We start from the raw sequence: 18689 nt of genomic DNA on the forward strand, positions 1-18689 counted from the left end.
CACTGCGAGCAGGTCATCGTGGTGTGGGCGGGCGGTACCAGCACCACCTTCCGGCCCGCCCGCCGGCCACGGTCGACCAGTTTCCGCTTCGCCGCCCCGATCGCCGCATCAGCGGCCTTGCGCGCCATGCGGGATTTGGTCAGGAATGTCGGCTTGAAGTCCTCGACGGCGATCAGGGCGTGGTTGTCGACGATCTTCTTCGCCCAGGCGCGGGCGTGGTGGGTGTTCTGCCGCGCCGCCTTCTTCGCGATCTTCGCCGCCTGCGGCTTGGCGCGCAGGTAGCCGTTCGACGGCGGGGCCCCCTTCGATCGCCGGCGGCGGGCCATCCGGCGCTGCATCTTGGCGAGTTCGGCGGAGCACCGTTTCCGGTGACCGTGATGTGGCAGGTCGTAGACCGGGTCGGTGGTCGTCGCGGTCGTGGCGACACCCCAGCCGACCCCGATCGCACCCTCGACCTCCGGCGCGGGCACGGCCTCGCGGCGCACGACGAACGAGGCGTACCAGTGCCCGAGCGAGTCCTGGTAGACCCGAACACTGCTCGGGTCGGATGGCAGTTCGCGGGACCAGACGACGGGAACGGTGATGCCGCCGGGCAGCCGCAGCCGCTGGTCGCGGATCGAGAACCCACGTGTGGTGTATTCGAGGCTGGGCAGTGCGTTCTTCAGTCGTTTGGCCCTGGGCCAGCCGCGTCCCTTCACCTTGAAGGAGTGCTGGAGGGCGGGAGCGTAGGTGCGCAGCGTCTGCTGCTGGGCGACCTGGGACCCGTCCCGCAGCCACGACGAGTGGGCCCGTGCCTCGGTCAGCAGCTTCGACAGCTTGCCGAAGGTGGGTTTACGCCCGGTCTTGTACTGGTGGACGGCCTCGTTCCACAGCCAGCGGCAGTGTCCCCATTCGGCGAGGAGTGTGGCCTGCGCGGTCGCGCCGGGGCGCAACCGGTAGGTGTACCGCACCGTTTCGTCCACGCCTTGCAGCATCTCAGCCGCATCCGACAGTTCCGCCCACAGAGAGGAGTCGACGCCAATGCCGAGAACCACCACCATGCCTGACCGCCCTTTCCTCCCCATGGCTGAAGCCAGGGGTTTCTCGGGCGGCTCCTGATGAAGGAGCGTTGGCTGCCGGTCGGAGTACTCGCGGGCGTGCTGTTCGGGATCAACATCGTGGCCCGCCTGGTGGCCCGGTTCGGGTTCGGTGACAACACCGAGATGCAGGACCGGATCTCGCTGGGCATGTTCGCCGCGATCGGGGTGGTCCTGGCGACCCTCGCGTTCCTCCGGGGGCAGCGCCGTCCGCTACCCGACTGGGGCGGGGAGATGGCGCTCGCCGTACTGGTCGCGATGGTGCTGACCATCTTCGTCGGGCCGTTCATCAGCGGCAGCCACCCGTTCGCCTCGGGGGCCGGGGCGTTCTTCTCGCAGATCTGGCTCTACGCCGGCTTCACCCTCGGCGGCGTACTCGTCGGCTACCTGCTGCTCACCGCGTTCGGCTGGGACTACCGGTCCCAGTCGCTCAAGCGGTACGCCGAGGCCAAGCAGTCCAAGCCCCGCCGGGTCGTACGCCGCTGACCTCCCGCCACCCGGGTCGGGTCAGTGCGGCGCGACCCGGGTCTGGTAGGTGTGGTGCGTGGTGAAGCCGAGCCGCCGGTAGAGCGAGACGGCGGCCTCGTTGTGCTCCTCGACCTGGAGGAACGCCCGGGTGGCGCCGAGCCCGGCCGCCCACTCCGCCAGCGCCCGGATCAGGTGCTGGGCCAGCCCCTGCCGCCGGGCCGACGGCACCACCTCGATCAGGCTCAACCCGAGCCAGCGGTGCTGGCCGGTGACCGTGCCCCGGGCCACCGCGATCAACTCCGGCCCGCCGCCGGTGTGCTCCCCGGACGGCGTGGCGGACAGGTGGGCGAAGCGGACCTGCCGCACGGCGGTGAGGATGTGCCGGGCGGCGGCGGGCAGCCCGGCCGGAGCCCCGGGGTCCGGGGAGCGCCCGGCCCCGCCGGGCGGGCCGGTGGCGGCCGAGTCGAGCCGGGCGTACTGCCGACCCTGTTTCGCCTTGCGCTCGGCGGCCACGGCGAACCACTCCGGCGAGGGCGTCCCGGCCAGCTTCGGCACCGGCAGGTCCGGCCGGGCCGGAATGGCGTCCAGGATCGTCGCCAGCGGCGCGGTCTGCACGAGTACCAGCGGCCGGGCCGACCAGCCGCGCTCGTCCAGCGCCGCCCCGACCGGCGCGGCCAGCGGGAGCGGCACGTTGACCATCGCCGGCCGGCCGCGTGCGGCGTACCAGCGCTGCACCGCGTCGATCGCCTCGTCGAGCGGCCGGTCCGGGTCACCCACCGGCAGCGCGGTGTTCGCCCGCCCGGACCAGCCGTCGGCGGTACGGAGCAGCCAGTCGCCGAGCCGTTCGCGTACCGGGGCCGGCCAGGCCTCGTCCGAGGCGAGTTCGAGTTCGACCACCGCCGCCGCGTTCGGGCGCCGGCCCGGCGGCACCCGCTTGGCCCGGTGCACCTCGCGCAGCGGCACCCGGAGCGGCCCGTTCGCGGTGGCCAGCGTGAGATGGGTCTCGGTCAGGTCGACCAGCTCGCCGAGCGCGTCGCTGAACAGGGTGCGTCCGCTCTGATTTCCGACAATCCGGCGAACGACGATCCGGTGTCCCACATCGCGGCGTCCGAGCACGATCGACCCCCTCCCCGGCGACATACTAGGCTCTTACCGTCGCGGTCGATCGCGGCGTGGCTTGCGGAGGAGAAGATCGGTGACCTACATCATCGCCGAGCCGTGCGTGGATGTGCTCGACAAAGCGTGCATCGAGGAGTGCCCGGTCGACTGCATCTACGAAGGCAACCGGATGCTCTACATCCACCCGGACGAGTGCGTGGACTGCGGGGCGTGCGAGCCGGTCTGCCCGGTGGAAGCGATCTTCTACGAAGACGACGTGCCGGAGCAGTGGAAGGACTACACCACCGCCAACTACGAGTTCTTCGAGGACCTCGGTTCGCCCGGTGGAGCCTCCAAGACCGGCAAGATCGAGAAGGACACTCCCTTCGTCGCGGCGCAGCCGCCGCGAGGTGAGCACTGAGCGGCACGACACCGGTTGCCGGCCGTACGCCCGACGGGGCAGGCTCCGGCCGTACCGGCAATCTGCCCGACTTCCCCTGGGACCTGCTCGAGCCGGCGAAGGCGCTGGCCGGGCGGCACCCGGACGGGATCGTGGACCTCTCCGTGGGTACCCCGGTCGACCCGGTGCCCGGTGCGATCCGGGCCGCGCTGGCGGCGGCCTCGGACGCGCCCGGCTATCCGCTGACCGCCGGCTCGCCGGCGCTGCGTGCCGCGCTCGCCGAATGGGTGGCCCGGTCCTGCGGGGCCGCCCCGGAGATGGTCGGCGTGCTGCCGACCATCGGCTCGAAGGAGCTGGTCGGCTGGCTGCCCACCCTGCTCGGGCTCGGTCCCGGCGACGTGGTGGTGATCCCGCGGGTCTGCTACCCGACGTACGAGGTCGGGGCGCGGCTGGCCGGCGCCGAGGTGGTCCGGGCCGACGCCCTGACCGCGCTCGGCCCCGATCCCCGGGTACGCCTGCTCTGGGTCAACTCGCCGTCCAACCCGACCGGCCGGGTCCTGCCGCCGGAACATCTCCGCAAGGTGGTGGACTGGGCCCGCGAACGCGGCGTCGTGGTCGCCAGTGACGAGTGCTACCTCTCGCTGGGCTGGGAGGAGACGCCGACCTCGATTCTCGACCCGGCGGTCTCCGGCGGCGACCACACCAACCTGCTGGCCGTGCACTCGCTCTCCAAGCGTTCCAACCTGGCGGGCTACCGGGCCGGCTTCGTCGCCGGTGACCGGAGCATCGTCGGCACCCTGCTGGCGGTGCGGAAGCACGCCGGGATGATCGTGCCGGCTCCGGTGCAGGCGGCGATGGTCGCGGCGCTCGGCGACGAGGCACACGTGGTCGAGCAGCGGATCCGATACTCCGCCCGCCGCGAGGTGCTGCGAGACGCGCTGGTCAAGGCCGGTTTCGAGATCACGTACTCCACGGCCGGGCTCTACCTGTGGGCCAGCCGGGGCGAGGACTGCTGGGCCACGGTGGACTGGCTCGCCCGGCGGGGCATCCTGGTCGCGCCCGGCGAGTTCTACGGGCCGACCGGCAACCGGCACGTCCGGGTCGCGCTCACCGCGACGGACGAGCGGGTGGCCGCCGCCGCGGACCGGCTGCTCTCCTGATCGACAGCCGGCAGGTGTCGCCGGCAGGAGGCGGGCTGACCCGGATCCCGTGCCCGACGCGGCTGGTCGCCGGGCTGGCCGTGGCGTTGGCGGTCGTGGAGAGCGCTCTCGGAAACTTCACAGTTCCCGCTTGACGTCGTGGCAACACGCTCGCAACGATGTATGCACATCTTTCGCGCCGCCGGCCCGAAGTGGTCACCGACGGCGTGGACCAAGGGCGTGCACGGCGGACCGCCCGGTCGCTGACAGGGAGGACCGGTCCGTGCGGACATTTCAACGATCATGGCTCGGCGCTGCGCTGAGCCTGCTTCTCGTACTCGTCGGGGTGGCGGTGACACCGCCGGTGGCGAGCGCCGCGCCCGCCTTCACCGTGCTGGTCTTCTCCAAGACCGCCGGCTTCCGGCACGGCTCGATCGGCCCCGGCATCGCGGCCATCCAGCAACTCGGCGTGGCCAACAACTTCGCCGTCGAGGCGACCGAGGACGCCGGGGCGTTCACCGACGCCAACCTGGCCCGGTTCGACGCGGTGGTCTGGCTCTCCACCACCGGGGACGTACTCGACACCGCACAACAGGGCGCCTTCCAGCGCTACATCCAGGCCGGCGGGGGGTACGTCGGAGTGCACGCCGCCTCCGACACCGAGTACGACTGGCCGTGGTACGGCGGGCTGGTCGGGGCGTACTTCGCCTCGCATCCGGCACCGCAGCCGGCCACCCTCAAGGTCGCCGACCGGGTGCACCCGTCCACCCGGACGCTGCCGCTGCGCTGGAACCGCACCGACGAGTGGTACAACTTCCGGACCAACCCGCGCGGCAAGGTGCACGTGCTGGCCACCCTGGACGAGACGACGTACACCGGCGGGGGCAACGGGCACGACCACCCGATCGCCTGGTGCCACAACTACGACGGCGGGCGGTCCTGGTACACCGGCGGCGGGCACACCGACGAATCCTTCGCCGAGCCGCTGTTCCGGACCCACCTGCTCGGCGGGCTGCGCAGCGCGGCCGGGGTCGAGCCCGGGGTCTGCGGCGGCACCGTGGAGAGCAGCTTCCAGCAGGTGACCCTGGCCAGGGGAGTGGCCGAGGTCGGCGAGCCGATGAGCCTGACCGTGCTGCCGGACCGGGGCGTGCTGCACACCGCCCGGGACGGCACGATCCGGCACACCGACGCGGTCGGCAACACCAAGGTCGCCGGCCGGCTCGCCGTCTACACCTCGGACGAGGAGGGCTTGCAGGGCATCAAAGCCGACCCCGACTTCGCCGCCAACCGCTGGGTGTACCTCTTCTACGCGCCGCCGTTGAACACCCCGGGCGGCGGCGCCCCGGCCACCGGTACGCCGGCCGACTTCGCGCCGTGGAACGGCGTCAACCGGCTCTCCCGGTTCACCGTACGGGCCGACAACACCATCGACCTGGCCAGCGAGACACTGGTGCTGGACGTGCCGACCAGTCGGGGGATGTGCTGCCACGTCGGCGGCGACATCGACTTCGACGCCGCCGGAAACCTCTATCTCTCCACCGGCGACGACACCAACCCGTTCGACTCGGCCGGGTTCAGCCCCATCGACGAGCGGTCCGGTCGTAACCCGGCGTTCGACGCCCAGCGGACCTCGGCGAACAGCAACGACCTGCGCGGCAAGGTGCTGCGGATCAGGCCGAGCGCGGGCGGCGGCTACACCGTGCCGGCCGGGAACATGTTCGCGCCCGGTACCCCGAACACCCGGCCGGAGATCTACGCGATGGGCTTCCGCAACCCGTTCCGGATGAGCGTCGACAAGGCGACCGGGGCGGTCTACCTCGGCGACTACGGCCCGGACGCCGGTACCGCCGACCCGAACCGGGGACCGGCCGGGCAGGTGGAGTTCGCCCGGATCACCGCGCCCGGCTTCTACGGCTGGCCGTACTGCACCGGCAACAACGACGCGTACAACGAGTTCACCTTCCCGAGCGGTCCGTCGGGGCCGAAGTACAACTGCGCGGGCGGGCCGGTCAACGACTCACCGAACAACACCGGAATCCGTAACCTGCCGGCGGCGGTGCCGGCCTGGCTGCCGTACACCGGGTCGCAGCCGCCCGAGTTCCCCGGCGGTGGGCTGTCGCCGATGGCCGGGCCGGTCTACCGGTACGACCCGAACTCGACCTCCGAGGTGGCCTTCCCGGAGTACTACCACGGCACGTTCTTCGCTGGTGAGTTCGGCCGGCGCTGGATCAGGAACATCGTGCTGGACGAGGCGGGCAAGCCGTTCAAGATCAATCCGTTCCCATGGTCCGGTACCCAGGTGATGGACCTGGAGTTCGGCCCGGACGGCGCGCTCTACGTGCTCGACTACGGCACCGGGTTCTTCAACGGCGACGAGAACTCGGCGGTGTACCGGATCGAGTACGCCCGCAGCGGCCGCGCCCCGAAGCCGGTGGTGGCGGCGACCCCGACCTCCGGGGTGGCGCCGCTGACCGTCAGCTTCTCCTCGGCCGGCACCCTCGACCCGGACGGCGACCCGATCAGCTACGCCTGGGACTTCGACGGCAACGGCAGCACCGACTCCACGGCACCGAACCCGACCTTCACCTACCCCGCCAACGGCACCCGGAGCGCGACGCTGACCGTCCGGGACTCGACCGGCAAGACCGCCACCGGCAGCGTGGTGATCACGGTCGGCAACACCGCCCCGACGGTCCGGCTGGAGTTGCCGGGCAACGGCCAGACCTTCACCTTCGGCGACACGGTGCCGTTCCGGGTGGCGGTCACCGACCCGCAGGACGGCACCGTCGACTGCTCCCGGGTCAAGGTCAGCTACCTGCTCGGGCACGACGCGCACGCACACCTGCTGACCAGCGCGCAGGGCTGCACCGGCACGTTGCGGACGCTGGCCGACGGCGAGCACGACGTCTCGGCGAACATCTTCGGCGTCCTGGACGCGGAATACACCGACAACGGTGGGGGCGGGCAGGCGCCGCTGACCACGCACGCGCAGAGCATCCTGCAACCCCGGGTACGCCAGGCCGAGCACTACTCGTCGAGCAACGGCGTGCAGACCAGCGCCCCGGGCCAGGCGCACGGCGGCCGGGCGGTCGGCTACATCGACAACGGGGACTGGATCGCGTTCACCCCGTACAACCTGACCGGGGTGCGGTCGTTCTCGGCCCGGGTCGGCGCCAACGTGGGCGGGCACACCCTGGAGTTCCGGATCGGCTCGCCGACCGGCCAGCTGATCGGCTCGGCGACGGTCCCCGCCACCGGCGGCTACGGCGAGTTCCGCGACGTCACCGGCGGCATCACCGCACCGGCCGGCACGCACGAGCTGTACCTGGTGTTCCGGGGCACCGGCGGCGGGCTCTACGACATCGACGAGTTCACCCTGCTCGGCGAGGGCGGCGGGCCGGGGCCGGACCCCGAGCCGACCGGCAACCTGGCGCTGAGCCGGCCGGCGACCGCGTCGAGCGTGGAGGGTGCGGACGTGCCCGCCTCGGCCGCGGTGGACGGCAACCCGGCCACCCGGTGGTCGTCGGCGTTCGCCGACCCGCAGTGGATCACCGTCGACCTCGGCTCGGTCCGGTCGGTCGGCCGGGTGAAGCTGGTCTGGGAGGCGGCGTACGGCAGCGCGTACCAGATCCAGACCTCGGCCGACGGCAACGCCTGGACGACCGTGAAGTCGGTGACCGGCGGCGACGGCGGCACCGACGAGCACACCGGGCTCGGCGCCTCCGGCCGCTACCTGCGGATCAACGGCACCGCCCGGGGCACCGGCTACGGCTACTCGCTCTGGGAACTGGAGGCGTATCCGAGCTGAGTTACCGAGCCGAACGCCGAGGTGATTGTCGGCGGCCGGCCGGCGTGGGCAACTTCGTTGTGCCGGTGATACCAGGGAGTCATCGTGATGACTCCCTGGTATCACGCTCGCCGGGCATATACCGGCGGCCGGACGACCGGCCGTGAGTCGCGAACGTCGGTGGACGGCGCATTAGGGTGGGTGGATGACGGAGCAACCCTTCGTACTGGTCCGTGGCGAGGTGGTCCGGGAGGTCCCGCCGGAGATCGCCCGCTTCCCGGTGACGGTCGCCGCCCGGGACAGAAACCGCCCAACGGCACTGTCCCGGCTGGCCGAGCGGTCCGAGGCGGTCCGGGCGCTGATCGACGGCTACGGCGACGCCATCGAGCGCCGCGAGACCGGCGACCTGTGGGTCCGCCCCGAGCTGAAGCGCTCGGGCGAGAAGGTGACCGGCTACGCCGGCAGCGCCACCACCGTCGTCACGGTGACCGACTTCGGGGTGCTCGGCGAGCTGATGCTCCGGCTCGCCGACCAGGACCAGACGAGCGTCGCCGGCCCGTGGTGGGAGCTGCGGCCGGGCAGCCCGGTGCACCGGGAGGCGCGGCGGGCCGCCGTCGCGGAGGCGGTCGCCCGGGCCCGGGAGTACGCCGACGCGCTCGGCGCCGAGGTGACCGCCCTGCTGCACCTCTCCGACGCCGGTCTGACCGCGCAGCCGCTGATGATGACCCGGGCCGCGCACACCATGGGCTACCGGGCGGCCGGCGGAGCGCCGCCGGAACTCGAACTCGACCCGCAGGTGCAGACCGTGCACGCCACCGTCGAGGCCCGGTTCGCCATCACCCCGCCCCGACTCGCACCGGAATAATGCCGGTGCGCGACGGCGGCGTGCCGGACTAGCCTGCCGCAATGACCGCCGCGACCCGTACCCGAGTCATGCGCCGGCCCCGGAGGGGCCGGAGCTAGGTCGCGCGCGCCAACCGCCCGCGTCGACGGGCCTCTCGATTCTTCGAGGGGCCCGTTTCGCATGTGGCCGGGCCCCTCCCGAGCACCTCTGGAGGAGCGCCATGACCTACCTGACCACACCGATCTACTACGTCAACGACCTGCCGCACGTCGGGCACGCGTACACGACGGTGCTGGCCGACGCGCTGGCGCGCTGGGAGCGGCTCTGCGGCCGGCCGGTCCGGCTGGTCACCGGCACCGACGAGCACGGCGCCAAGGTGCGCCGGGCGGCGTCGGAGGCCGGAATCGCGCCGGTCACGCTCGCCGACCGCACCGCCGGCCGGTTCCGGGCCACCTGGGACCGGCTCGGCATCGGGTACGACGAGTTCGTCCGGACCACCTCGGCCCGGCACCGGGAGACGGTGACCGCACTGCTGACCCGGGTGCACGACGCGGGTCACCTCCGCCCCGGCCGGTACGACGGGCGGTACTGCGTCGGCTGTGAGGCGTACACGGCGGAGCCGGTCTGCCCGGTGCACGGCCGGCCGACCGAGCTGGTCGGCGAGGAGAACTGGTTCTTCCGGCTCGCCGAGTTCGCCCGGCCGCTGGCCGAGTGGTTCGACCGGTGTCCGGACGCGGTCCGGCCGGCCAGCCGCCGCAACGAGGCGCTCGGCTGGCTGCGCCGGGGACTGACCGACTTCTCGATCAGCCGGGCCAACCTGGACTGGGGCATCCCGCTGCCCTGGGACCCGAGCCAGGTGACGTACGTCTGGTTCGACGCCCTCGGCAGCTATCTCACCGCCGCCGGGTGGCCGGCGCCGGAGTTCTCCCGCTGGTGGCCGGCCCGGCACGTCATCGGCAAGGACATCCTGCGATTCCACGCGATCTACTGGCCGGCGATCCTGCTCGCCGCCGACCTGCCGCTGCCGGAGCGGATCACCGTGCACGGCTTCCTGCTGCAACGCGGCAGCAAGATTGCGAAATCCGGGGAGCGGGCCGTCGCCCTGGACGACCTGCTCGACCGGTTCGGCCCGGAGGGGCTCCGCTACCACCTGCTCCGGGACAACCCGGTCGGCCCGGACGGGGAGTTCTCGTCCGCCTCGGTCGAGGCGCGCTACAACGCCGACCTGGCCAACACGCTCGGCAACCTGCTCTCCCGGGTCTCCGCGCTGGTGGTGTCCCGATGTGCCGGGACCGGTCCGGCGCCGAGCCGGCGCTCCGGGCTCGCCCCGGCCGCCGCCCGTGCCGCCGAAGCCAGCGCGGAGGGCTGGGCGGCGGGGCAGCCGTCCGACGCGCTGGCCGCCGCGTGGCGGCTGGTGGCGGCGACCAATTCGTACCTGGTGTCGGCGCAGCGTGGCGGTTGCCGGCCGACTCGCCCGAGGCGGCCACGGTACTCGGGGACGCGCTGGAGGCGCTGCGGATCGTCGCCGTACTGGCCGCCCCGGCGGTACCGGAGACCGCCGCGCGGATCTGGCGGCAGATCGGGCTCGACGGGTACGCCCCGCGGGTCCCCGACGACCTGGCCTGGGGCGGCTATCCGGGCGGACGCCGGGTCACCCGGGCCGCGCCGCTCTTCCCCCGGCTCGCGGCAGGGGTTCGGGTGCCGGCCGGCGGGGTGGGATAGTTCCCCGGTGCGCACCGAACCGTTCCGCCACACCCTGGACCAGTTGGTCGCCCGGGCCCGCGTACTGGCCTCGACCGGGCCGCGCCGGCTGCTCGGCATCACCGGTGCGCCCGCGGCGGGCAAGTCGACCCTGGCCGGACTACTGGTGACGGCGCTGGACGGCATCGCCGAGCTGGTGCCGATGGACGGCTTCCACCTCGCCGAGGCCGAACTGCACCGGCTCGGCCGGCACGCCCGCAAGGGTGCGCCCGACACCTTTGACGGGGGCGGGTTCGTCGCGCTGCTGCGCCGGCTGCGGGCCGGTACCGAGACGGTGTACGCGCCCGAGTTCCGCCGGGAACTGGAGGAACCGGTCGCCGGGGCGATCCCGGTCCCGCCGTCGGTGCCGCTGGTGGTGGTGGAGGGGAACTACCTGCTGGTGCCCGACCAGCCCTGGGGCGAGGTACGCGGACTCCTCGACGAGGCGTGGTTCCTCGACCTCGACGAGACCGAGCGGCTGCACCGGCTGACCGAGCGGCACATCGCGTTCGGCCGGGAACCGCTGGAGGCGGCGGCCCGGGCCCGGGGTACCGACCAGCGCAACGCCGAACTTGTCGCCGGCACGGTCGACCGGGCCGACCTCGTCGTCCGGATGGCACCGTCCAATCCGGCCTGACGCCCCGGGTCCACTCCGAGCTGTCGACACAGATCCCGGATTGCTCACTGCCCATCGGTCGGTACCACTACCCGGCGGGGTGATGGCGAAGCGCATCGAGGACTGGTAGACCGATCGGCGACACTGTTTGGACCAGGGGTGTGCAGCCGCCGGCGACGATCGGCAGGGGAGCGACGATCGGCAGGAGAGCCGTGTCAGTTCGGAAGCTGTTGGCCGGGTACGCCGGGGTGAACGCCGTACTGGTGGTCGGCTTCTTCGCCCTGCCGGTGCCGCGTCCGGTGGTGACCGCCGCGTTCGGGCTGACCAGCATGGCGGCCGTCGCCATCGGACTCCGCCGCTACCGGCCGGAGCGCGGGTACGCCTGGTGGCTCTTTGCCGCGGCACTCGGGGTCTTCGCGGCCGGCGACACCGTCTACCTGCTCGCCGCGAACCTGCCGCTCGGGGACTCCCCGGCCGACTCCGGGCTCGTCTCCGACCTCTTCTATCTGGTGATGGTGCCGCTGATCGGCGCCGGGCTGCTCGGGCTGACCCGCTCCACCACCGGGGCCCGGGACCGGTCCGGACTGCTCGACTTCCTGATCTTCACCACCGCCGGTGCCTTCCTGCTCTGGGTACTGGTGATCCGGCCCTACCTGGTCGGTCCGGGGCCGAGCACGTTCGCGCAGTCGGTGCTGGCCGCGTACGCGTTGCTCGACGTGCTGCTGCTGGCCACCGCCGTACGGGTGGCGGTCACCTCGCGGGGCAGTGTCGCCGGATTGCTGCTGGTCGTGGGCGCGGCCGGGATGCTGGTTTCCGACATCGGCTACGGTGCCGCGCTGCTGCGCGGTGACTGGCAGCCGGGCGGCCTGAACGAGCTGGGCTGGCTCGCCTTCTACGTCGCCTGGGGCGCCGCCGCGCTGCATCCGTCGATGGCGAGGCTGACCGAGCCGGCCGCACCGCCGGACAGCGAGATCGACAAGACCCGACTGGTCCTGTTGGGCATCGCCGCGACGCTCGCCCCGGCGATACTGCTCTTGCAGGTGGTGAACGGGGACGTCCGGGACGGCGCGGTGATCGCCGTGGTCGGCGGGGTGGTCTTCGCCCTGGTGCTGAGCCGGCTCGGCGACGCGGTGGACGGGCACCGGCAGGCGGTGACCCGGGAGCGGAGCCTGCGGCAGTCCGGCGCCGAACTGGTGGCCGCGACCGACACCGCCGAGGTGCGCCGGGCGGTACGGACCGCGGTGGCCCGGGTGGTCCCCCGGCAGTCCTCGTACCGGATGGTCTTCACGATCAACCACGCGGACGGGGTGCCGGCGGCCACGGTGAGCATCTGGGGCCCGGGGATGGCCACGCCGGCACCCTTCTATCCGGCCCCGACCGCCGCCGCTGCCCGGCGCAGCCGGCTGCTCCGGGTCCGGACCCTGCAACCGGCGCTGGCCGAGCAGCTCCGCGGCTTCGAGACCGTCGTGCTCTGCCCGCTGGTCGGTGACGGTCGGGTCGACGGCGGGGCCAGCGGCGCACCCCGGGTCGGTGCGCTGCTGGTGGCCACCGACAGCCGGCTGCTGCCGGCGCTGCGGGACTCGCTGGAGGTACTGGCCGCGCAGGCGGCGATGGCGCTGGAACGGATCAGCCTGGCCCAGGAGATCAACCGCCGGGACAGCGAGGCGTACTTCCGCAGCCTGGTGCAGAACGCGGCCGACGTGATTCTGATCGTCGACGACGACCACCGGGTCCGGTACGCCAGCCCGTCGCTGCGGACCGTGCTCGGGGTCGAGCCGGCCGACTGCGCCGACCTGGGCACCGTGCTCTCCCCCGAGGACCAGCTCTCGGTCCCCGCCCTGCTGGACACGGCGCTCGCCGAATCGGACCGCCGAGGGGTCGGCTGGAGCGTACGGCGGCCTGACGGCCAGCGGGTGCAGCTCGAAGTGACCTGTCGGGACCTGCGCCGGGACCGGACCGTACGCGGCTTCGTGCTGACGCTGCGGGACATCACCGAGCGGGTCCGGCTGGAGCAGGAGCTGACCCACCGGTCGGTGCACGACGCGCTGACCGGGCTGGCCAACCGGGCCTCCTACCAGGACCAGGTGTACGAGGCGGTGGAGAAGGCCCGGGACGGTGACCGTACCGTCGGCACCCTCTCCATCGACCTCGACGAGTTCACCGCGGTCAACGACACGCACGGGCACGCGATCGGGGACGCGCTGCTGATCGCCGCCGGGGAGCGGCTGCGGGAGATCGTCGGGCCGAACGACCTGGTGGCCCGGCTCGGCGGTGACGAGTTCGCCGTACTCATCCCGGACGCGGACGATCCGGAGCAGGTCGAGCAGGTCGCCGACCACCTGGTCCGGGCGCTCGCCGAACCGCTGGAGGTCGGCGACACCGTGGTCAACGGGTCGGTCAGCGTCGGGGTGGCCACCACCGCCGACGCCAGCGACGCGGGGGAGCTGCTGCAACGCGCCGACCTGGCGCTCTATGTCGCCAAGGGGGCCGGCAAGGGGCGCTGGTGCCGCTACCAGTCGGAGCTGCACACCGCGATCGTGGAGCGGCTGGAGCTGCGGGCCGCGCTGACCGAGGCGGTGCAGAAGCTCAGCTTCTCGGTCGACTACCAGCCGATCGTCGACATGCGGACCGGGGCGGCGGTCGGCTTCGAGGCGCTGGCCCGGTGGCACCATCCGGCCCGGGGGCCGGTGCCGCCGGAGCTGTTCATCGGGCTGGCCGAGGAGACCGGTCTGATCGAGCCGATCGGCGACTACGTGCTGCGCCAGGCGGCCGGTGCGGTGGCCCGATGGCGTGCCGAGCGGGGCGCGACGGCTGCGCCGTACGTGAGCATCAACGTCTCGGCCCGGCAGCTACGTACCCCGGGCTTCGTCGGCACCGTGCGCGCAGCGCTGGCCGCCGCCGACGTACCGCCGGACCGGGTGATGCTGGAGATCACCGAGAGCCTGCTGCTGCGGGACCAGGAGCCGGTCTGGGCCGAGCTGTCCGAGCTGCGCTCTCTCGGCCTGCGGGTCGCCATCGACGACTTCGGCACCGGCTTCTCGTCGTTGAGCTACCTCCAGCAGATGCCGGCCGACGTACTCAAGATCGACCGGTCGTTCACCGAGACCGTGGCGTCATCGCGGCGGCAGCGGCTGCTGGTGGAGGGGATCATCCGGCTGGCCGGCACCCTCGGCCTGGACATCATCGCCGAGGGGGTGGAGACGGAGGCGGTCCGGACCATCCTGCTGGACATGGGCTGCGCCTCCGGGCAGGGCTACCTCTTCGCCCGCCCGCTGAAGGACCGCGACGTGCTGCGCTGGCTCGGCGACGCACCCGCACCCGGCAGCGGCACGGTGCCGAAGCCCCGACCCTGCGCCGAGTGACGTCGGCCGGACCGCGCCCCGACCGGGCTGTCCGGCGGAGGCGGCGGTACCGGCTCAGTCGCCCGACGGGGTGAGCAGGCGCCGGACCTGGGCCGGGTTGCCCACGGCCAGTACGCCGGCCGGCAGGTCCCGGGTGACCACGCTGCCGGCGCCGACCACGGTGTCCGGGCCGATGGTGACCCCGCCGAGCACGATCACCCCGCCGCCGAGCCAGACGTTGTCACCGATGGTGATCGGCCGGGCCGCCTCCCAGCCGGCCCGGCGCTGCTCCGGATCGAGCGGGTGGTGCGGAGTCAGCAGTTGCACGTTCGGCCCGACCTGCACGTCGGCACCGATCTCGATCGCGGCGACGTCCAGCAGTACGGCGTTGAAGTTCAGGAACGACCGGTCGCCGATCCGGATCTGGCTGCCGTAGTCGCAGTAGAACGGCGGCCGGACCGCCACCCGGTCGCCGACCGCGCCGAGCAGCTCGCGCAGCAGCGCCTCGTGCTGTTCCGGCTGGTCGGCGGCGGTCGAGTTGTAGCGCTGCACGAGCAGGGCGGCGCGGCGGGCCAGCGCGACCAGCTCCGGGTCGTCGGCCCGGTAGAGGTCACCGGCGAGCATCCGCTCCCGCTGCGAGCGCGGATCCGTCCCGGAACCCATTGCCGGACCAGCCCGCTCAGTCGTTGGCGTGCAGGGCGGCGTTCAGCTCGATGCCCCGGCCGGTCCGCGGCTTCGCCTCCAGGGCGCCGGTCACCGAGTTGCGCCAGAACAGCAGCCCGTCGACTCCGGACAGCTCGCGGGCCTTGACCACCCGGCCGTCCGGCAGGGTCACCTTGGAGCCGGCCGTGATGTAGCAGCCCGCCTCGACCACGCAGTCGTCGCCGAGCGAGATCCCGATCCCGGCGTTGGCGCCGAGCAGGCTCCGCTCGCCGATCCGGACCTTCTCCTTGCCGCCGCCGGAGAGGGTACCCATGATCGAGGCGCCGGCACCGACGTCGGAGCCGTCCCCGACCACCACCCCGGCGACGATCCGGCCCTCCACCATCGAGGCGCCGAGCGTGCCGGCGTTGAAGTTGCAGAAGCCCTCGTGCATCACGGTGGTGCCGCTGGCCAGGTGCGCGCCGAGGCGTACCCGGTCGGCGTCGGCGATCCGGACCCCGGACGGGACCACGTAGTCGGTCATCCGGGGGAACTTGTCGACCCCGTAGACCGCCAGGTGCCGGCCGGCGGCCCGCTCCAGCACCCGCAGCTCGTCGACCCGCTCCGGGGGGCACGGGCCGGCCGAGGTCCAGGCGACGTTGGCCAGCACCCCGAAGATGCCGTCGAGGTTGAGCTCGTTGGGTCGGACCAGGCGGTGGGAGAGGAGGTGCAACCGGAGGTACCCGTCGGCGGCGTCCTTGATCGGGTCGGCCAGCGAGCCGATCTCGGTGACCACCACGGCGGTACGCAGCCCGGGCAGCGCCCGCTCGCCGACCGCACCCGGCGGCAGGTCGAGTACGTCGCCGTCCTCGCCCGTAACCGGCGGCGCCGAACCGAGGCCGAGCTTGCCGGTCGGATACCACGTGTCGAGCACCTGGTCTCCGGCGAGCGTGGCCACTCCGATCCCCCAGGCGGGCTGTGCGGTCGTCACCGGGTCTACCTCTTCGTCATCCGTCTGGGACCTCGGCTCAGCCGTGAGTGTGGAACGTCATTTCCGAGCCTTGGACGCATCCCGCCGATACGACCTTGACGGTACCGTCTCCCACCATGGAGAACCCGCTCACCCCCGAGGTGTTGGCCGATCCGGTGGCGTTGACCCGCGCCCTGGTCGACATCGAGTCCGTCTCGCGCAACGAGAAGGAGATCGCGGACTGCGTCGAGGAGGTGCTCAGGAACGTCCCGCACCTGACCGTGGCGCGACACAGCAACACGATCATGGCCCGTACGGACCTGGGCCGGGCCCAGCGGGTGGTGCTGGCCGGGCACCTGGACACCGTGCCGTTGAACAACAACTTCCCGTCCAGCGTGCAGGGCGACCTGATCTACGGCTGCGGCACCTCGGACATGAAGTCCGGGGTGGCGTACGCGCTGCACCTGGCGGTGAGCGTGCCCGAGCCCCGGTACGACGTGACCTACTTCTTCTACGAGGCCGAGGAGATCGAGTCCCGCTACAACGGGCTGACCCTGGTCGCGCAGGCGCATCCGGAGTGGCTGACCGCCGACTTCGCGGTGCTGCTGGAGCCGACGCACGGGGTGGTCGAGGCGGGCTGCCAGGGCACCATGCGGGCGATCGTCAGCGCCACCGGCCGGCGGGCGCACTCGGCCCGCTCCTGGAACGGGGTGAACGCGATCCACGGGATCGGCGGGGCGATCAACCGGCTGGCGGCGTACCAGGCCCGGATGGTCACCATCGACGGCTGCGTGTACCGGGAGGGGATGAACGCGGTCCGGATCAGCGGCGGGGTGGCCGGCAACGTGGTACCGGACCTCTGCGAGCTGGAGGTGAACTACCGGTTCGCCCCGGACCGGACGGCGGAGCAGGCGGAGGCGCACGTACGCGAGGTCTTCGACGGCTACCAGGTCCGGGTGACGGACTCGGCGCCCGGTGCGCTGCCCGGGCTGACCGCGGCACCGGCCCGGGAGTTCCTGACAGCGGTGGGCGCGGACCCGATCGGCAAGCTCGGCTGGACGGACGTGTCGCGGTTCGCCGCACTGGGCATCCCGGCGCTCAACTTCGGGCCGGGCGACCCCAACCTGGCGCACGCCCCGGACGAGCACGTCGAGATCGGCAAGATCCGGGACGGCGCGGCCACCCTGCACCGCTGGCTCGCCTCGCACTGACTTCCGCTGTCGCGCCGCAACTGGCTTCCGCGTCGCGTCGAGGTTCGACCCGGTGCCGGCCGGCGGTGGCCCCTTTGCCGCCGGCCGGCACCGGTTTCCCCGTGATATTCGGCCGGCGGGCTACCCGTCGACGTGTTGCTGCGTACGCGATTCCTGGTCCGGACCCGGATCGTCGATGGCGCCGATCGGCGCGGCGTTGCGCGCCATCCGGCGCTCCGCAACCACCGCCCGGATCCGGCGCTGCATCTGCCGTCGAAGTCGGATGATCTCCCCGCTGGTCATCACCGTTGCCCCCCGAAGGTGCGCGGCCGTGGTGTGGGCGCCGCGCGTTCCCCCTTTGTGATTGTAAGACGCCCGCCAGCCCCGTTCGGTTGCGTCGGCGCTGGATGTTTGTCCTGCGACGTACCGGATCACGCCACCCCGGTCGCGGTCCACCGGATTACCGTGGACCCCATGAACCACAACGAGGGGCGAAACGGCGGCCGGGGTCGGGGACCGGAACGGCATCGGGGTGCGGTCACCCTGCGTCGCGAGGCCATCCCGTTGAGTACGGCCGACCAGCGGCTGCTCGACTCGCGTAGCCGGGGCGACTGGAAGACCAAGGACGCCTGGCGGGCGCTGCGCATTCTCTCCGAGTTCGTGGAGGGCTTCGACACCCTGGCCGACCTGCCCCCGGCGGTCAGCGTCTTCGGCTCGGCCCGCAGCAAGCCGGACAGCCCGGAGTGCGTACTCGCCGAGGAACTGGGCGCGGCGCTCGCCGCCGCCGGCTATGCGGTGATCACCGGCGGTGGGCCGGGTGTGATGGAGGCCGCCAACCGGGGCGCCACCGAGGCGGGCGGGCTGTCGGTCGGGCTGGGCATCGAGCTGCCGTTCGAGCAGGGCATCAACGACTGGGTCGACATGGCGATCGACTTCCGGTATTTCTTCGCCCGCAAGACCATGTTCGTCAAGTACGCCCAGGCGTTCGTGGTGCTGCCCGGCGGGTTCGGCACCCTGGACGAGCTGTTCGAGGCGCTGACCCTCGTGCAGACCGGCAAGGTCACCCGGTTCCCGGTGGTGCTGATGGGTACGGCGTACTGGAGCGGGCTGCTCGACTGGCTCCGGGACACCCTCGCCGCCGACGGCAAGATCGGCCTGGCTGACCTTGAGCTGATCATCGTCACCGACGACGTGAACGCGGCCGTCCGGCACATCGTGGAGGCGGACGTGGCGCTCGCGGCCGAGCAGGAGGCGCTCCAGGAGACCGCGATCGCCCAGGCCGAGGCGGCCCAGCGGTCGGCCGCCGGGCGGCGCGATTCCCGCTGAACCACCGACCTCCCGGACACGTCCCGGCGCGGCGGCCCGCCCCCGGGTCCCA

General features: G+C 72.5%; 14 protein-coding genes and 1 pseudogene. 10 read left to right on the forward strand and 5 right to left on the reverse strand.

What is annotated here, in order from left to right; all coding sequences use genetic code 11:
• Window positions 1–962 (reverse strand): transposase (locus R6Y94_RS44650; protein ID WP_318403397.1); only part of this gene is annotated, 962 nt, incomplete at its 3' end.
• A gap of 135 nt (window positions 963–1097) precedes the next feature.
• Between R6Y94_RS44650 and R6Y94_RS44655 the strand changes: the two genes are divergently transcribed.
• On the forward strand, window positions 1098–1562 hold the full coding sequence (locus R6Y94_RS44655) for a hypothetical protein (protein ID WP_318397541.1): 465 nt from the start codon (window positions 1098–1100) through the stop codon (window positions 1560–1562).
• A gap of 21 nt (window positions 1563–1583) precedes the next feature.
• On the opposite strand, the gene R6Y94_RS44660 is transcribed toward R6Y94_RS44655, so the two are convergent.
• On the reverse strand, window positions 1584–2660 hold the full coding sequence (locus R6Y94_RS44660; RefSeq protein ID WP_318397540.1) for a GNAT family N-acetyltransferase: 1077 nt from the start codon (window positions 2658–2660) through the stop codon (window positions 1584–1586).
• 79 nt (window positions 2661–2739) lie between these two features.
• Between R6Y94_RS44660 and fdxA the strand changes: the two genes are divergently transcribed.
• From fdxA to R6Y94_RS44695, 7 genes and pseudogenes are all read left to right on the forward strand, one after another.
• Window positions 2740–3063 carry a ferredoxin gene (gene fdxA / locus R6Y94_RS44665; RefSeq protein ID WP_203864497.1) on the forward strand — a complete coding sequence of 108 codons (324 nt, stop codon included), beginning with the start codon at window positions 2740–2742 and terminating at the stop codon, window positions 3061–3063.
• Between the two features lie 62 nt (window positions 3064–3125).
• Window positions 3126–4202 (forward strand): succinyldiaminopimelate transaminase, encoded by a 1077-nt coding sequence (gene dapC, locus R6Y94_RS44670; RefSeq protein ID WP_318397747.1) that lies wholly within the window; start codon window positions 3126–3128, stop codon window positions 4200–4202.
• A 262-nt stretch (window positions 4203–4464) separates the two neighbouring features.
• Entirely contained in the window at window positions 4465–7989 is a 3525-nt protein-coding gene (locus R6Y94_RS44675; protein WP_318397539.1) for a ThuA domain-containing protein, read from the forward strand.
• Between the two features lie 184 nt (window positions 7990–8173).
• Window positions 8174–8833, forward strand: coding sequence for an SIMPL domain-containing protein (locus R6Y94_RS44680; RefSeq protein ID WP_318397538.1), 660 nt, complete (start codon window positions 8174–8176; stop codon window positions 8831–8833).
• A 199-nt stretch (window positions 8834–9032) separates the two neighbouring features.
• Window positions 9033–10061 (forward strand): annotated as a pseudogene (locus R6Y94_RS44685) (methionine--tRNA ligase); the annotation flags it as partial.
• Window positions 10062–10541: 480 nt separating this feature from the next.
• Entirely contained in the window at window positions 10542–11189 is a 648-nt protein-coding gene (locus R6Y94_RS44690; RefSeq protein WP_318397746.1) for a nucleoside/nucleotide kinase family protein, read from the forward strand.
• Between the two features lie 191 nt (window positions 11190–11380).
• Entirely contained in the window at window positions 11381–14530 is a 3150-nt protein-coding gene (locus tag R6Y94_RS44695) for a bifunctional diguanylate cyclase/phosphodiesterase (RefSeq protein WP_318397537.1), read from the forward strand.
• Between the two features lie 54 nt (window positions 14531–14584).
• On the opposite strand, the gene R6Y94_RS44700 is transcribed toward R6Y94_RS44695, so the two are convergent.
• Together R6Y94_RS44700 and dapD are read right to left on the reverse strand one after the other, a co-directional pair.
• A complete protein-coding gene (locus tag R6Y94_RS44700) occupies window positions 14585–15172 on the reverse strand; it encodes a sugar O-acetyltransferase (protein ID WP_318397536.1) in 588 nt (195 codons plus the stop codon).
• 16 nt (window positions 15173–15188) lie between these two features.
• A complete protein-coding gene (gene dapD / locus R6Y94_RS44705; protein ID WP_318397535.1) occupies window positions 15189–16142 on the reverse strand; it encodes a 2,3,4,5-tetrahydropyridine-2,6-dicarboxylate N-succinyltransferase in 954 nt (317 codons plus the stop codon).
• Between the two features lie 116 nt (window positions 16143–16258).
• Here dapD and dapE point away from each other — a divergent pair, with 116 nt between their 5' ends.
• Window positions 16259–17332 (forward strand): succinyl-diaminopimelate desuccinylase, encoded by a 1074-nt coding sequence (gene dapE, locus R6Y94_RS44710; protein ID WP_318397534.1) that lies wholly within the window; start codon window positions 16259–16261, stop codon window positions 17330–17332.
• A 120-nt stretch (window positions 17333–17452) separates the two neighbouring features.
• On the opposite strand, the gene R6Y94_RS44715 is transcribed toward dapE, so the two are convergent.
• Complete coding sequence (locus tag R6Y94_RS44715) at window positions 17453–17614, reverse strand: hypothetical protein (protein ID WP_318397533.1); 162 nt, start codon at window positions 17612–17614, stop codon at window positions 17453–17455.
• Window positions 17615–17785: 171 nt separating this feature from the next.
• Between R6Y94_RS44715 and R6Y94_RS44720 the strand changes: the two genes are divergently transcribed.
• On the forward strand, window positions 17786–18637 hold the full coding sequence (locus R6Y94_RS44720; protein ID WP_318397532.1) for a TIGR00730 family Rossman fold protein: 852 nt from the start codon (window positions 17786–17788) through the stop codon (window positions 18635–18637).
• Window positions 18638–18689 lie beyond the last annotated feature (52 nt).

It is taken from the genome of Plantactinospora sp. KLBMP9567, assembly GCF_033446045.1.
Classification (GTDB): Bacteria; Actinomycetota; Actinomycetes; order Mycobacteriales; family Micromonosporaceae; genus Plantactinospora.

Excerpts from the sequence above, each read along its gene's own strand:
- R6Y94_RS44655 (WP_318397541.1), top strand. The coding sequence starts at position 1,098 with ATGAAGGAGCGTTGGCTGCCGGTCGGAGTACTCGCGGGCGTGCTGTTC.
- R6Y94_RS44680 (WP_318397538.1), top strand. The coding sequence starts at position 8,174 with ATGACGGAGCAACCCTTCGTACTGGTCCGTGGCGAGGTGGTCCGGGAG.
- R6Y94_RS44700 (WP_318397536.1), bottom strand. The coding sequence starts at position 15,172 with ATGGGTTCCGGGACGGATCCGCGCTCGCAGCGGGAGCGGATGCTCGCC.
- dapE (WP_318397534.1), top strand. The coding sequence starts at position 16,259 with ATGGAGAACCCGCTCACCCCCGAGGTGTTGGCCGATCCGGTGGCGTTG.
- R6Y94_RS44715 (WP_318397533.1), bottom strand. The coding sequence starts at position 17,614 with ATGACCAGCGGGGAGATCATCCGACTTCGACGGCAGATGCAGCGCCGG.
- R6Y94_RS44720 (WP_318397532.1), top strand. The coding sequence starts at position 17,786 with ATGAACCACAACGAGGGGCGAAACGGCGGCCGGGGTCGGGGACCGGAA.